The organism is Bradyrhizobium sp. 141 (assembly GCF_023074055.1).
Taxonomy (GTDB): Bacteria; Pseudomonadota; Alphaproteobacteria; order Rhizobiales; family Xanthobacteraceae; genus Bradyrhizobium.
Map to the genome: position 1 here is coordinate 306,498 of NZ_JADPKR010000103.1, position 14,437 is coordinate 320,934.

Sequence of the window (14,437 nt, forward strand, 5' to 3'; positions counted from 1 at the left end):
CGCTTCAGTCCGTCTCCTCAAGCCGCCCGGGGCTGGCTGCCGTGGATCGCGGAGGCCAGCCGCAGCAGAAGGACGATCGAGACATTGCCCTTGCCGGCCTCGATCTGGGCGATATAGCGCTCGGAAATTCCGGAACGGCGGGCCAGCTCGCGGCGCGACAGGTCGCAGCGCATGCGCGAGGACCGCAGGCGATCGCCCAGCTCGGTCAGAAACGCGGTCTCGGAATACGGCGGCACGGCACAGCTCCCCGGCAGCACTTCGCCCGCAAAATCCATGACTTGATTCAGCATTGCTCTATCCAGGTTCGCCTTCGGGAAGCGCCATCCTATCCTCGAAAAGACTGGCCTCATTGACGCGGATCAAATTCGCGAGCGATCGGCGGCTGCCATGGACGGAAGCGGGCGGGATGCTACAATTTTGCAATTCTTCGAGGCGGGGGTTCTTCTGGGACATGACGCGTTGTTTGAGCCGCTGGATCGCGGCTGCGATGCTGTGGGCGGCGATCACCCCCACGGCGGGTGCCGAGACGTTGGCGGCGACGGTGGAGCAATGGGGCCTGCTCGGCTCATGGGCGGTCGACTGCGCGGCCCGGCCCAACCGCGACAAGGGCGCGCTGCTGACCTACGAGATCCGGAAGGACGGCCGCGTGATGTACCGGCGCAATTTCGGCGAGGCCAAGGACGAGAACGAGGTGGTGTCGACCACAATCACCGCCGAGGGTTTGCTCAATGTGATGGTGTACTTCCCCTCGCTGCACCAGACGCGTGAGTTCGGCTTGCTGCTGGCGAAGGACGGCAGCCTGCGCGCGATCTACAATCGCAGCGAGCGCGGCGAGTACACGATCAGGGACGGCAGATACGTCGCGACAGGCGCGCCGACACCAGTGCAGCAACGCTGCGACTAAGCGTTACGCTTTAAGCATGATCACGCTCTGTCTGAACAGCTGTTCAGAATTCTCCTGTGATTCCTCCGGAACGTTCGCGTGAATGCGCGGTTTAGATGTGCATTCGAATTGGAGGAGGACATCATGAAGAAGCTTGGTTATGTGGTTGCGGCCCTGGGTGCACTCGTGATCGCGGCGCCGACGCTCGCAAGCGCGGAGACGGTGGTGATCAAGCGCGGTCATCATCATCACGCCCCGTATGGCGCCCGCGCCGAATATCGCATGCACAATCATGACCGCGGCTGGCATCGTCACCATCGCGGTGACCGCGTGGTCGTGATCAAGCGCAGCCATCGCCATCATCATTGGGACTAACGCGCAACGCAAAATGGAAATGGCCCCTCACGGGGCCATTTTCTTTGCGTTCGCGACATGCCTCCGGTCAGTCCCACGCCGGCGCGAAGCCCGGATTGACACAGCGCTTGTCCTTGGGCAGCGCGGCGATCTTGTTGCGGTCGGCATCGTCGAGCGTGATCTTCAGCGCATCGAGATTGGCCTGCTGGCTCTCGCGGCGCGAGGCCTTCGGGATCGCGGCGACGCCGTCCTGGTCGAGCAGCCATTTCAGCGCCACTTGCGCGGCGGTCACGTTGTGCCTTGCACCGATCTCGGCCAGCACCGGATCCGAAGCAATGCGCCCCTGCGCGAGCGGGCAATAAGCGACGAGCGGGATCGACTTTGCCGCGAGATAGGCCAGCACCTTCGATTGATCGAGCATCGCGTGATATTCGATCTGGTTGCAGGCGATCGGCGCCCTGATGTCCTCGACCGCCATCTTGAGCAGCGCCGTGGTGAAATTGGCGACGCCGATGGCCCGCGTGCGTCCCTCCTCCTTGAGCTTCATCAAGGTCTCGAACACCGCACCCCAATTCGCAGCCTTCGAGGGCCAGTGCACGAGATAGAGATCGACATGGTCGAGCCGAAGCTTCTTCAGGCTGGCATCGAAGGCACGCCGCATCACGTCGGGGGTGAGGTTCTCGTGCCAGACTTTTGTGGTGACGTGCAACTCGCCGCGCGGCAGGCGGGACGCGGCGATGGCTGATCCGATCGGCTCCTCATTGGCATACATCTCGGCGGTATCGATGTGGCGATAGCCGATCGACAGCGCGCTCTCGACAGCGGCGCGGCAGGCATCGCCCTGCATGCGAAAGGTGCCGAGGCCGAGCTTGGGCATGCTGATGGCCTGGGTCTTCAGATTGTCCATGAACAGGCTCCTGACGTCGTTCATCGCACCGATGTCGCGCCGCGTTGCCGCGTGAGCAGACTTTTTCGGGGATGGAAACGAAATGGCGGGGGCCCAACTATAGCGCCAGAGCTCCCGGGGCGGCCAATCAAGATCGGGTTAAGTGCCGGAGTGTGGTGCCTCCCGTCGTCATGCCCGGGCTTGTCCCGGGCATCCACGTTCTCTGTGCCTGACCACAAGGCGTGGATGGCCGGGTCAAGCCCGGCCATGACGGCGGAAAGAGTGCTCACGAATGCTGCGCGACCACAGCGGGACGCAGCTGTGGCTGCGGCGCGATGTCGACCGACCAGAGGCTGCGATTGTCCACGTCCTTCAAAGTGACGGTCATGACGCCATTGCGGCCATCGATGTCGACCCGGCCAAAGAATTGCAATCCGAAACAGGGCGCCAAATTCTCGCCCTGCGCTGCGCTACAGCCGTTCTGGTACATCGCGACCGGCCCGAAGGTGTTGTCGAGCTCGCCCGGGCCCCAGCTGCCGGCGTGCAGCGGACCGGAGACGAACTCCCAGAACGGCTCGAAGTCCTGGAATTGTGCCTTGCCGGGATCGTAATAGTGCGCGGCCGTGTAGTGCATGTCCGCGGTGAGCCAGACGATGTTGCGGATTCCGGCGCGCTTGATGGAGCTGAGAAGGTCGGCGATCTCGTGCTCGCGCCGGTCGGGCGCCCCATTGCCGAGCGCAACAGCATCGAGACTGATGAGGCCGATCGGCAAATCGGCGGCGATGACCTTCCACGTTGCGCGCGAGGCGGCGAGCTCCCGCTTCAGCCAGGCGAGCTGCTCGGCGCCGAGGATCCAGCCGCGGTGATCGCCGCCCTTGTTCCAGCTGTCATCGCGGTAGCTGCGCATGTCGATCATGAAGACGTCGAGCAGCGGACCGTAGCCGATGCGGCGGTAGACCCGGCCCTGCTGCGCGCCGATATCGCGGATCGGCATGAAGTCGAAGAAGGCGCGGCGGGCGCGCGCGACGAGGCGCGGGGTGCCGTCGTCCTCATAACCGGCGGTATCGTAGCTTCCGGTGGGCGACCAGTCGTTGGTGACCTCGTGGTCGTCCCATTGCGCGAACATCGGCACCTCGGCGTGAAAAGCGCGAAAGTGTTCGTCGAGATGGTTGTATTTGTAGTTGCCGCGGAACTGCCCCAGCGTGTGCGCGGCCTCGGCTTTTTCCTCGGTCACCAGATTGCGCCAAATCTCGCCGTTCGGCAGCTTCTGTTCGGATGGAATCGTGCAATCGGCGTAGATGTGATCGCCGGAATGGATGAAGAAATCCGGACGGTTGTCGAGCATGGTGCGATAGCCGCGATAGCCGCCGCGCGAAATGTCGATGCCCCAGCCCTGTCCCGCGACGTCGCCGGACCACACGAATGAGATCGACTGGCTTACTGCCGGCGCGGTGCGGAAATGGCCGAGACGGCTTTCGCCGGGCAGGCCAGTCGCGATGTCGTCGAAGCGGACCCGATAGAAGACGTCCTGCCCAGGCGGGAGGTCGTTCGGCAGCAGCTTTGCGGTGAAGTCCGCGTCCGGCAACGCATCGCCTGAGGCCGACGCTATGACGCTCCTGAAGCTCTCCACAGTCGAGCACTCCACGTGCATCCGTGCGGCCCGGTCCGCGCGCGCCCAGATCACGGCAGAGCCATCCGAGACATCGCCGGACTGGATTCCGCCGGCGATCTGTGGACGATCGGCGGCGCGGCTGAGGTACGGTGCCGCGAGCGTGCCGAGCGAGGCAACCGCCAGGCTTGAAGTCGAACGGACCAGGAATTGCCGCCGGGTCCATGCGCGCGAAGCGCGGAGCGTTGCCATTCAGGAAACCTTCGTCGAATCGCGACGGAAGGTGCCTGCGCTCCTTGACTCCCGGCTTACGGTTTCTTGACTCCCCGCCTACGGTTTTGCGACGCGCGGATGACGGCTCCAGCCTCGTCTAGTGCTTCCAGTTACAGATGCCGCCGGAGCGGCACGGCCAGGTCTGGATGCGGGTATCCATCGCCTGCGCATCCAGCGGATTGCGGTGACGATGCACAAGCTTCGCGCGGGCTGCGCCGCGCGGCTGGGCGGGCCTGGCGTGGGCGACCTTGGGCTCGGCCACACGAACGCGTTCGGCGGCAACCTTCTTCGGCACGTCGACCGGCTCGGCGCGGCCCTGCGCCTCGTTGCCGCCACGTGCCTCCAAAGCCACCGGTGCAAACTGCGTCTCAGGCCCGAGCCGCTTCGGCGACAGCACCGCCTTGGAGAGATCGAGACCGAGATATTCGTCGGGCTTGTAGTCGTCAGCGCGTGCGATGCCGCCGCCAGCGAGCAGGAGGGCAACGGCAACTGCAAAATGAACGCTCTTCAGGACCACGGACGCCTCCTGAAATTGATTTTGAAAGGGGGAATTTACCCCTATTTAGGAGGCGTCACGCGCAATTCCAGCGGTCAAGTGCCGCCGTGGTTAAGAAGTTTGACGGTGTCAGGCGACTTTCGCGACGCCCCCGTCCCATCCAGGAACCCGATCAGGCGGTTGCGGATGATCTGTTCCGCCTCGTCCATGATCCTGTCGATGAGTTCCTTGCAGGAGGGAATGTCGTGGATCAACCCTGCGACCATGCCGCAGCTCCAGGCGCCGGCGTCCATCTGGCCTTCCAGCATGATCCTGGGATAGACGCCCGCGACCTGGTCGTGGATGTCGTCGATCTTCAGCTTGTCGCCCTTCTCGCGCTCGATCTCGATGAGGCGATCGACATTGGCGTTTCTCAGCACGCGCTCGGTATTGCGCAGGCTGCGCATGATCAAGCGGGTGTCGAGCTCGGTGGCCGCGACCAGCGCGTTCTTCACATTCTGATGCACAGGCGCTTCCTTGGTGGCGATGAAACGTGTGCCCATGTTCATGCCGGCTGCGCCCAGCGACAATGCCGCAACGAGGCTGCGCCCGTCGGCCATGCCGCCGGAGGCGACGAACGGGATCTTCAACTCCTCCGCTGCGCGCGGCAGCAGGATCATGTTGGGAATGTCGTCCTCGCCGGGATGACCACCGCACTCGAAGCCGTCGACACTGACGGCATCGCAGCCGATGCGCTCGGCCTTCAGCGAGTGGCGGACCGAGGTGCATTTGTGGATGACCTTGATGCCGGCGGCCTTCAGCGCCGGCATGTAGGCCTCCGGGCTGCGGCCCGCGGTCTCCACCGCCTTGATGCCACCTTCGACGATAGCGGCAATATATTCGGGATAAGGCGGCGCCGCGAAGGTCGGCAGGAAGGTGAGGTTGACGCCGAACGGCTTGTCGGTCATGTCGCGGCAACGCGCGATTTCCTTCGCGAGCAGTTCCGGCGTCTTCTGGGTGAGGCCGGTGATGATGCCGAGCCCGCCGGCATTGGACACCGCGGCGGCCAGCTCGGCAAAGCCGACGAAATGCATGCCGCCCTGAATGATGGGGTGCTCGATGCCGAACAGCTCGGTGATCGCGGTCTTCACTTAGGTACCTCCCGGAATTTTGCTCAAGTTGGGTGCAGTCTAGCCGCAGTCTCGTGCTGCGGTCACCATTTCTCTGAGATGGGGGGAAGGCCCGTCAATGTCCCCGCGCCGGCGCGCTCAGATCAATCGAGCGCAGAACAGCCGCCGTGGGGATCATCAGCACCGCAATGATCGCCAGCGTCCAGAACACGTCGATATAGGCGAGCAAATCGACCTGCTGCTGCAAGGTGCGGCCGACCCAGGCGAGCGCCTGTGATGCCGCATCGCTCGCATTGGAGCCTTGGGACTGGAAGTAGCGCGTCATCGCATCGATGGTCTGCTGGTAGCCGAGATCGGAGGGCGCGGTGTGCTCGGTCAGGCGACTCTGGTGGAATTGCTGGCGCTGCGCCAAAACCGTCTGCGCCAGCGCGACGCCCATGGAGCCGCCGATGTTGCGGGCAACATTGATCAGGGCGGAAGCCTGGTTGGTCTTGTCCGGCGGAATGCCGTCATACGAGGCAGTCGTCACCGGCAGGAACAGGAAGGGCAGACCTAGCGCGAGGAAGATGCGCGACAGCGCTGCATAGCCATAGGTGATGTCGCCGGTGAGCCCGGTGAGATGCCACATCGAGAACGCGACGATGGCAGCGCCGAACATGATCAGATATTTCGGCTGAACAATGCTGATGAGGCGGCCGACCACCGGCATGAGCACCAGGGTCGCGACGCCGCCGGGCGACAGCGCAAGACCCGCCAGCATCGCCGTGTAGTTCAGCTCGGTCTGGAGCAGTTGCGGCAAGAGCTGGGTCGTCGAGATCAGCACAGCGCCGGTACCGAGCATGACCAGGAAGCAGGCGGCGAACTGGCGCCGGCCGAGCAAGCGAAGATCGACGATGGGATCCTCGCGCGACAACTCCCACGGGATCAGCGCGAGCAGCGAGACCGCGGAAAGCACCGCGAAGAGGATGATCATGTTCGACCCGAACCAGTCTTTGCGCTGGCCTTCGTCGAGCACGAACTCGAGCGAGCCGAGCCCGATCGCGACGAGGGCGAAACCGATATAGTCGACGCGCAAACCCTTGCTGAGCAGCTTTTCCCGTTCCTCCTCCGCACTCGACGGTTCCTTGACCAGCGTACCGACCAGGAACAACGACAGCACTCCCATGGGAACGTTGATCAGGAACACCCAGTGCCAGGTGTAAGTGTCGGTGATCCAGCCACCGAGCGTCGGGCCGATCACCGGCGCGACCACGACGGCGACTCCGTAGACGGCAAAAGCCTGGCCTCGCTTGTGCGGCGGGAAGGAGTCGGCGAGGATCGCCTGCTCGCTGGTCGCCATGCCGCCGCCGCCCAGCCCCTGAACAATGCGGAATAGCACCAGCGACTCCAGATTCCAGGCGAAGCCGCAGAGCAGCGAAGCCAGCGTAAAGGTCGCGACACACATCATGTAGAAGCGCTTGCGGCCGATCACGGTCGACAGCCAGCCCGAGATCGACAGCACGATGGCATTGGCGACGAGATAGCTGGTGATGACGTAGGTGCTCTCGTCGATCCCCACCGCCAGGCTCCCCGCGATGTGGCGCAGCGCGACATTGGCAATGGTGGTGTCGAGCACCTCCATGAAGGTCGCGATCGAGACCACGAAAGCAATGAGATAAGGATTGTGCCCGCCGGCCGCCGAGCGCTCCGGCGACCAGCCGCCGGCGGACGCGCCGCCTTGCGTAGCGTCCGTCATCGCACCCTGGTCCAGGGCACGACGGACATGCCGGGACCCACCGGCAGATCGGCCGGCCAGTTGTCGACCACGATCTTGACCGGCACGCGCTGCACCACCTTGACGTAGTTGCCGGTGGCGTTCTCGGCCGGCAGCAGACTGAACGCGGTGCCGGAGCCCGGCTGCACGGAATCGACATGGCCCGTGAGCTTGCGGCCGGGATAGGCATCGATGCGGAGCTCGACCCGCTGGCCCGGACGCATGTCGCCCAGCTGCGTCTCCTTGTAGTTGGCGACGATCCAAACCTCGTCGGGGACGAACATCATCAGGCTCTGTCCCGCCGTGGCGAACGTGCCCTTGGCGCCAGAGAGCTTGACGACGCGGCCGGACTGCGCCGCGACGACGCTGGTGTATTGCAGGTTCAGCTTGGCCTGATCGAGCTGCGCCTGCGACTGCCCGAGCTGCGCCTTGGCGCCTTCGAGCTGGGCCTGCAACGTCTTGATGCCGAGTTGCGCCGACGTCACGGCCGTCTTGGCGCGCTCGGTATTGGCCTGCTGCGCCTGAAGATCGGAGCGGGTCTGCTGCTGGCGCTGCACGGTGCCGGCGCCCTTCTCGACCAACTCTTCCGCACGTTTGAACTCCTCCTGCGCGAACTGAAGCTGGGCCTGGGCCTGTTCGAGCTGCGCCTGGGCCTGCTTGATCTGCTCCTGCTGGGAATCGATCTGCGCCTCGACATTGGCGATGTTCGCCTTGGCCGCCGCTACCTGCGCAATGGCCTGGTCGATCGCAATCCGGTAGTCGCGTTCGTCGATCTTGGCGAGAAGATCGCCGGCATTGACATGCTGATTGTCCGTCACCGCGATATCGGTCACATAGCCGCCGACCTTCGAGGCCACCGAGAAGCTGCGCGCCGCGACGAACGCATCGTCGGTGGACTCATAATGACGCGCGTCGAGCCAGTAGAGCAGACCGCCAACGAGCGCGGCGATCAGCACGATCGCGCCGGCGGTTGCGAGCAACCAATGCTCGCGAAGCCGCTGGCGCAGCGAAGGCGGCTTGGCCTGCTGATCCCTGGTGTCGCGGGTCTGATCAGGAGGCGTGTTTGGAGCTTCCTTCGCCCTCTGCGGCTGCTCCGCGGACAACCCACGTTCCCGTGTCTGAGCATCCACGGCCAACACCTTTCTCGGGATTCAACCGGCGGCGAGCGGCTTTCCGCCCCCTCGCCTGCCGCGAGCCTAACCGCAGCACCGAAGCATGGTTCCGCCTTGTGAGAGCCCCATGGCCATTCGTGAACGCGATCCTCAAGAATGAAGCGCGGCGTCATCAACGCCGCGCTTCATCTCGTTCTCCCACGGGAAGCACTCGTGTCAGTGCGTCTTCGTCTCGTGCCATTTCTCCAGATCGGGCTTCACCTTGTCCGATCCTTGTTCCTTCTCCGGATTGCCCTTCCAGGGCTTGTCCGTCTGTCTGTGCGATCCCCAGTCATTCTGCTCCCGGGGATCGTCGGTCGGCCGTTCCTTGCTCATCGAACTCCCTTTCCATGCAACGTCTATGCGAAGGGAACACCGTAATAGGAGTTGATGCCACGAACTGCGGCTTCATCACCCCAGTTCCAATCGCTTCGCTCGCCGTATTTCGGCGCGCTTTGCAGATCCTTGGTCGTGATCGCGGTGACATAACCGCCCAGCTCCGTGTCGTATTTCAGCGATTGCCACGGTAACGGGTAGTGATCGTTCCCGAGCCCAAGGAAGCCGCCGAACCCAAGCACGGCGTAGGACACCTTGCCGCTGATCTTGTCGATCATCACACGCTCGATCGAGCCGATCCTGTTGCGGTCGGCACCATAGACGGATGTTCCTTCGACCTTGTCGCTGCCAATCAAACGGCCAATCTCGGCGCGGTCCAGCTCTGCTTGATTCAACATCTCAGTGCTCCACTCAGACAGTGCATGAATCAACCGGACAGGCGAACGATCGTTCCGCCGCTGTTCCGTGCGCCGCTGTTCCGCACCCGGGCAGGAACATCGCAGCGAGCGAGTGGTTCTCTGAGCTTCAAAACAGCTCTCGAATTCGAGGCCGCGCATGGTGTCCCAGACCGTCTCCGATTTCATCGTTCAGCGTCTGCATCAATGGGGTGTGCGCCACATCTTCGGCTATCCCGGCGACGGCATCAACGGCGTGTTCGGCGCGATGAACCGGGCCGACGGCAAGATCGGCTTCGTGCAGGCGCGGCACGAGGAGATGGCGGCATTCATGGCGAGCGCTTACGCAAAATTCTCAGGGGAGCTCGGCGTCTGCATCGCGACCTCCGGTCCCGGCGCTTCGCATCTCGTCACCGGGCTCTACGACGCGCTCCTGGATCACCAGCCGGTGCTGGCGATCGTCGGCCAGCAGGCGCGGAACGCGCTCGGCGGGAGCTATCAGCAGGAACTCGACCTTCTCTCGATGTTCAAGGACGTCGCCGGGGCCTACGTCATGCAGGCATCCTCGCCGGCGCAAGTGCGACATCTGATCGATCGTGCGGTGCGGATCGCGCTGGCGCGGCGGACCCCGACCGTGATCATCCTGCCCAATGATTTGCAGGAAGAGCCTTACGAGGACCCACCCCGCGCACACGGCACGGTGCATTCCGGCATCGGCTACAGCGCACCCAGCATCATGCCGCGTGAGGCCGATCTCGATCTCGCTGCCGAGGTCCTCAATGCAGGCAAGAAGGTTGCGATGCTCGTCGGCGCCGGCGCGCTTCACGCCACCGACGAGGTGATCGCCGTCGCTGATCGGCTGTCGGCCGGCTGCGCCAAGGCGCTGCTCGGAAAAGCCGCGCTGCCCGACGATCTTATGTGGGTCACCGGCTCGATCGGCCTGCTCGGCACCGAGCCCAGCTACGACATGATGATGGAATGCGACACGCTGCTGTTGGTCGGCTCCGCCTTCCCCTACGCCGAATTCCTCCCCAAGGAAGGCAGCGCACGCGGCGTGCAGATCGACATCGACGCCAGCATGATGTCGATCCGCTTTCCCATGGAGGTCGGCCTTGTGGGCGATGCCGCCGAGACGTTGCGCGCATTGCTGCCGCGACTGAAATCTAGGAGCGACGGCGCCTGGCGCCAGAGCATCGAAGAGAACGTTGCGGCATGGTGGAAGACGCTGGACGACCGCGCGCATCAGCCTGCCGCGCCGGTCAATCCGCAGCTCGTCGCCTGGGAATTGTCTCCGCGTCTGCCCGACCGCGCCATCATCACCAGTGATTCCGGCTCTTGTGCCAACTGGTTCGCGCGCGACCTGAAGATGCGGCGCGGCATGACCGCCTCGCTCTCGGGCGGCCTCGCCTCGATGGGCGCCGCGGTGCCCTACGCCCTCGCCGCGAAATACGCCCATTCCGACCGCCCCGTGATCGCCCTCGTCGGTGACGGCGCCATGCAGATGAACAACATGGCCGAGCTGATTACCGCCGCCAAGTACTGGCGCTCCTGGCGCGACCCGTGCTTCATCGTCTGCGTCTTCAACAACGAGGATCTCAACCAGGTGACGTGGGAGCAGCGCATCATCAACGGCGATCCCAAATTCGAGGCCTCGCAGCGCATTCCCGACGTCTCCTATTCCCGCTTCGCCGAGCTCATCGGCCTGCGCGGCATCTTCGTCGATAGTCCACAGCTGCTCGGCTCGGCCTGGGAACAGGCGCTGGCGAGCGAGATGCCCGTCGTGCTGGAGGTGAAGACCGACCCCGAAGTGCCGCCGCTGCCGCCGCATATCACGCTTCAACAGGCAAAGAACTTCTCGCTCGCCCTGATGAAGGGCGATCCGAACGAAAGCGGGATGATCAAGGGAGCAGCGCGGCAGGTGCTCGAAACGATCCTGCCCGGAAAGGAATGAGGTGAACCATGAGCGATTTCCGCGATATCCAGCATGGCGTCAATGACCCCGTCGATGGCGTCGACGTGAAATACCACTTCAACGACAACAAGACGCCGCACGAGCGCGCGCAGCGCCATGCCGATGTGCGTGCCGACGCCACGGCCGCCCCCACTGAACCGTTTCTGCCCGAGCGGCTTCGACGCAAGCCGACCGATCCCATCAATCCGCGCACCGGACGGAATCCCGCGGATTAGTCGTTAGGAACCGCGGCCCGTGCGACGTGTTGATCGGCGCAACATCGCGCGGCAAGAGGCTGCGCGCCCAATCGAAGGGACCAGACATGAAACGGACCGTCATCGCCCTTGCCTGCGTGCTTCTCGCAGGCCCCGCGCTCGCCCAGTCGCTGGGCGAGAAGACCGGCGTCAATTCGGCGCTCGGCGTCGCACCTGCTACCGCCGACTTCGTCAAGGAGGTCGCGATCAGCGACATGTTCGAGATCGAGTCGAGCAAGCTCGCCCAGCAGAAGGGCAACGCGCAGGAGAAGAGCTTCGCACAGCAGATGGTGACCGACCACACCAAGACCAGCACCGAACTCAAGGGTCTCGTTGGTGACGGCAAGGTGCAAGCGACCCTGCCGACGGCGCTCGACAGCTCGCACCAGAGCAAGCTCGACAAGCTCAAGAACGCCTCGGGCAAGGATTTCAGCTCGGACTACAACTCCTACCAGGTCAGCGCCCATGAAGATGCGGTGTCGCTGTTCGAACGCTACGCCAAGGGCGGTGACAATTCCGCGCTGAAGGACTGGGCCGGCAAGACGCTGCCGGCGCTCAAGCACCATCTCGACATGGCCAAGGAGCTAGGCAAGGCGCCGAGCGTCGGCCAGACAAAGTAACGCGTCGGACGAGGAGGCCGCCCCTCGGCGTCCTCCTTCCCGGCGACGACGCCATCTCTCCGTGCGCCGAGCTCGCGACGCCTACGCTTAGCGTGCCACCGGAACCTTCATTGTCATACAGAATTTACAAAACAGTCATCAAGGATAGCTCGCCCAACCGATGGCACTCGTAAAAGTAAAACCCACCCGGATCGACCAGGCGCTCGCCAACGAAATTGCGCACGACACCAATTCAGGCCTCGAGCAAGTCGCCCAGACTTTGACGTGGGCTGCGGACGAGCACGTGCTGCTCGCGCTCGCTGCGGCTGGATGGCTTTACGCCCAGCTTCGGCGACCCGAAGCGCGTCCTGCTGCAAATCACGTGTTGGCGGTCTCCTTGGCGACTGCGGTGCTGCCGCACCTGCTGAAGTCACTGTTCGACCAGACGAGGCCCGACCGACTGACAGTCCTCGGTCATGCCAACGGTGTTCCCATCTCGGGGCGATCCCGCGATGCGTTTCCTTCCGGCCATGCTCTGCACATGGGCGCGCTGGCCTCGGCGGCCGGGCTGCTGAACCCCGTCCCACGCCGGCTGGTGCGCTCGCTTGCCGTGGCTCTGTCGTTGACCCGCGTAATCGTGCTTGCACATTGGGCCAGTGACGTCGTGGCGGGCTTCACCCTCGGCGTCGTCGTCGAGCGACTGTTCAGGCCGCTCACACTCGGAAAGCTACGGCAGCGGCCTCCTGCCACGCGGGTACGGTCATGACGGAATATCTCGTGCGCTTCATCGCGGGCGGGGTCATCGTCTCCGTCTTCGCGATCCTGGGAGACATGCTCAAGCCGAAGAGCTTTGCCGGGCTGCTTGGCGCGGCTCCGTCGGTCGCGCTGGCCACTCTCAGCATCGCCGTCGTCCAGCACGGCCCGCAATATGTCGCCGCCGAAAGCTGGACGATGATCTATGGCGCGATCGCACTCGCCTGCTACAGCCTCGTCGTCTGCCATCTCCTGATGAGGTTTCATCTCGGCGCACTGCCAGCCACCATCGCCGCTTTTGCCGTATGGCTCGTCGTCGCCTTCGGTCTGCTCGCGGGCTTTGGAGGTGCCGCCTGATGCTGGTCAAGCTGTCTCCATCGGCGCTAAAACAGACACGGTGGTACGAGTACGGTGTTCGCTTCCTGCTTGGCGGACTGGCAACGGTCATCGCGGGGATCGTGGGCGCGTGTTTCGGCGTCTCCGTCGGCGGGCTCTTCCTCGCGCTTCCCGCCATCTTCTGCGCCAGCGCAACGCTGATCGAAAGCCATGAGCGCCGCGCCAAGGAAAAAGCCGGCCTCAGCGGACGGAGACGCGGACAGCAGGCCGCAGCGCTCGATGCTGCGGGTGCTGGCTTGGGAAGCATCGGTCTTGCCGCATTCGCCTTGGTTTTTTACGTCGTGGTTCCGACAACCACGATTGGGGCGTTCGTGGCTGCCATTCTGGTATGGGCGGCCGTGTCGGTATTGGCGTGGTGGTTGCGACGAAAGTTTCGCATCACCTCCCGCGCGGTGCGGACCGAGCGCATCGGGCAATCAGCGAGGGACCGCGGCATCGCCCCGTAGCATCAGAAAGCCATACATCTCGGCAGCGGTCTGAAGCTGATCGATGCGCGCGACAACAACGTCGCGCTGGCGCCCATTCGGCAGGCCCGACAGTTCGTGCTCAAGCCGCAGCTTCTGCGCCGTGAGACGTTGTTCGAACGTATGTGGCTCAGATCGTCTTCGCATCTTCCGTCCTCGGTGGCTGAAGGCCCGGGCTGTTGGCCCAGCGCTCGACTTGCTCGATGACCTTCTGGTGGCTCGGGCGCATCGGCTTGGGACCTTCCGGCTCTTCGGAAAGCTTACGGGGCAACCTGACTTCGTCCGTCATGGTCTCTCTCCCTTTCCATGAGAAATGCGCGACAGCGAAAGTCGTTGCAATAATAACTTATTGATTTTGCTATATATTTTTACTCATTTGGAGGCGTTCTCGTCTCTTGTGGAACTCCCGCCAAGTTGGTTCGTTGAGTAATCTACTCAACCTACTCAATTTGCGTGATCGACCATGAAAGACCTTCGCGCCGAACGCCTTCAGGTCATGCTCTCGCCGGAAGAGTTGGCCGCCGTTGACGATTTCCGGTTCAAGCATCGCATGCCAACGCGGGCGGCGGCGGTCCGCGAGCTCCTCAAGTTCGGACTGGCTGCCGCAGGCGTCGACGCAGCCGCCGGTGTGAAGTCGAGCAGCTTCGGCGTGTTCGGCCGCGGAACTGAGGGACATACTCAGAAAGATCCCGAGAGCGGTACCGACGACTGAGGCGTAGAGGCCTTCCACAAGCGAACGGCCCCGGCACGGTGAGTGCCGGGGCCGTCCTTGGAG

19 protein-coding genes are annotated in these 14,437 nt (G+C 63.7%); 9 read left to right on the forward strand and 10 right to left on the reverse strand.

The features are described from left to right. Positions 1 to 17 precede the first annotated feature (17 nt). A complete protein-coding gene (locus IVA81_RS32840; protein WP_247325933.1) occupies positions 18 to 290 on the reverse strand; it encodes a helix-turn-helix domain-containing protein in 273 nt (90 codons plus the stop codon). 161 nt (positions 291 to 451) lie between these two features. Here IVA81_RS32840 and IVA81_RS32845 point away from each other — a divergent pair, with 161 nt between their 5' ends. Both IVA81_RS32845 and IVA81_RS32850 read left to right on the forward strand, forming a co-directional pair. Next, on the forward strand, positions 452 to 904 hold the full coding sequence (locus IVA81_RS32845; RefSeq protein WP_247325936.1) for a hypothetical protein: 453 nt from the start codon (positions 452 to 454) through the stop codon (positions 902 to 904). A 123-nt stretch (positions 905 to 1,027) separates the two neighbouring features. Next, the gene (locus tag IVA81_RS32850; RefSeq protein WP_247325939.1) at positions 1,028 to 1,258 is read left to right on the forward strand and encodes a hypothetical protein; all 231 of its coding nucleotides are present in this window, start codon (positions 1,028 to 1,030) and stop codon (positions 1,256 to 1,258) included. Positions 1,259 to 1,325: 67 nt separating this feature from the next. Here IVA81_RS32850 and IVA81_RS32855 read toward each other — a convergent pair whose 3' ends face one another. From IVA81_RS32855 to IVA81_RS32890, 8 genes are all read right to left on the reverse strand, one after another. Further along, positions 1,326 to 2,144, reverse strand: a complete 819-nt coding sequence (locus IVA81_RS32855) for an aldo/keto reductase (RefSeq protein WP_247326077.1) — start codon at positions 2,142 to 2,144, stop codon at positions 1,326 to 1,328. Positions 2,145 to 2,409: 265 nt separating this feature from the next. After that, a complete protein-coding gene (locus IVA81_RS32860; protein WP_247325941.1) occupies positions 2,410 to 3,984 on the reverse strand; it encodes an alkaline phosphatase D family protein in 1,575 nt (524 codons plus the stop codon). A 118-nt stretch (positions 3,985 to 4,102) separates the two neighbouring features. Next, positions 4,103 to 4,522 (reverse strand): hypothetical protein, encoded by a 420-nt coding sequence (locus tag IVA81_RS32865; protein ID WP_247325944.1) that lies wholly within the window; start codon positions 4,520 to 4,522, stop codon positions 4,103 to 4,105. A gap of 74 nt (positions 4,523 to 4,596) precedes the next feature. Next, the gene (locus IVA81_RS32870) at positions 4,597 to 5,631 is read right to left on the reverse strand and encodes a nitronate monooxygenase family protein (RefSeq protein WP_247325947.1); all 1,035 of its coding nucleotides are present in this window, start codon (positions 5,629 to 5,631) and stop codon (positions 4,597 to 4,599) included. A gap of 94 nt (positions 5,632 to 5,725) precedes the next feature. Further along, complete coding sequence (locus tag IVA81_RS32875) at positions 5,726 to 7,345, reverse strand: DHA2 family efflux MFS transporter permease subunit (protein ID WP_247325949.1); 1,620 nt, start codon at positions 7,343 to 7,345, stop codon at positions 5,726 to 5,728. After that, positions 7,342 to 8,493, reverse strand: a complete 1,152-nt coding sequence (locus IVA81_RS32880; RefSeq protein ID WP_247325951.1) for an HlyD family secretion protein — start codon at positions 8,491 to 8,493, stop codon at positions 7,342 to 7,344. The genes IVA81_RS32875 and IVA81_RS32880 overlap by 4 nt, the downstream gene beginning before the upstream one ends. Positions 8,494 to 8,691: 198 nt before the next feature. Then, complete coding sequence (locus IVA81_RS32885) at positions 8,692 to 8,850, reverse strand: hypothetical protein (protein WP_247325953.1); 159 nt, start codon at positions 8,848 to 8,850, stop codon at positions 8,692 to 8,694. A 23-nt stretch (positions 8,851 to 8,873) separates the two neighbouring features. Then, entirely contained in the window at positions 8,874 to 9,248 is a 375-nt protein-coding gene (locus tag IVA81_RS32890; protein ID WP_247325955.1) for a PRC-barrel domain-containing protein, read from the reverse strand. 160 nt (positions 9,249 to 9,408) lie between these two features. Between IVA81_RS32890 and IVA81_RS32895 the strand changes: the two genes are divergently transcribed. From IVA81_RS32895 to IVA81_RS32920, 6 genes are all read left to right on the forward strand, one after another. Next, a complete protein-coding gene (locus IVA81_RS32895) occupies positions 9,409 to 11,196 on the forward strand; it encodes a thiamine pyrophosphate-requiring protein (protein WP_247326080.1) in 1,788 nt (595 codons plus the stop codon). A gap of 8 nt (positions 11,197 to 11,204) precedes the next feature. Further along, positions 11,205 to 11,432, forward strand: coding sequence for a hypothetical protein (locus IVA81_RS32900; RefSeq protein ID WP_247325957.1), 228 nt, complete (start codon positions 11,205 to 11,207; stop codon positions 11,430 to 11,432). An 86-nt stretch (positions 11,433 to 11,518) separates the two neighbouring features. Further along, on the forward strand, positions 11,519 to 12,070 hold the full coding sequence (locus IVA81_RS32905) for a DUF4142 domain-containing protein (protein ID WP_247325959.1): 552 nt from the start codon (positions 11,519 to 11,521) through the stop codon (positions 12,068 to 12,070). Positions 12,071 to 12,230: 160 nt separating this feature from the next. Beyond that, positions 12,231 to 12,815, forward strand: a complete 585-nt coding sequence (locus IVA81_RS32910; RefSeq protein WP_247325961.1) for a phosphatase PAP2 family protein — start codon at positions 12,231 to 12,233, stop codon at positions 12,813 to 12,815. Continuing rightward, positions 12,812 to 13,159 (forward strand): DUF3147 family protein, encoded by a 348-nt coding sequence (locus IVA81_RS32915; protein WP_247325963.1) that lies wholly within the window; start codon positions 12,812 to 12,814, stop codon positions 13,157 to 13,159. The genes IVA81_RS32910 and IVA81_RS32915 overlap by 4 nt, the downstream gene beginning before the upstream one ends. Then, complete coding sequence (locus IVA81_RS32920) at positions 13,159 to 13,644, forward strand: DUF3147 family protein (RefSeq protein WP_247325965.1); 486 nt, start codon at positions 13,159 to 13,161, stop codon at positions 13,642 to 13,644. Before IVA81_RS32915 ends, IVA81_RS32920 begins: the two co-directional genes overlap by 1 nt. Before the next feature lie 148 nt (positions 13,645 to 13,792). On the opposite strand, the gene IVA81_RS32925 is transcribed toward IVA81_RS32920, so the two are convergent. Then, a complete protein-coding gene (locus IVA81_RS32925; protein WP_247325968.1) occupies positions 13,793 to 13,951 on the reverse strand; it encodes a hypothetical protein in 159 nt (52 codons plus the stop codon). 174 nt (positions 13,952 to 14,125) lie between these two features. On the opposite strand from IVA81_RS32925, the gene IVA81_RS32930 reads away from it, so the two are divergent. Further along, on the forward strand, positions 14,126 to 14,374 hold the full coding sequence (locus IVA81_RS32930) for a hypothetical protein (RefSeq protein WP_247325971.1): 249 nt from the start codon (positions 14,126 to 14,128) through the stop codon (positions 14,372 to 14,374). Positions 14,375 to 14,437: the final 63 nt, after the last annotated feature.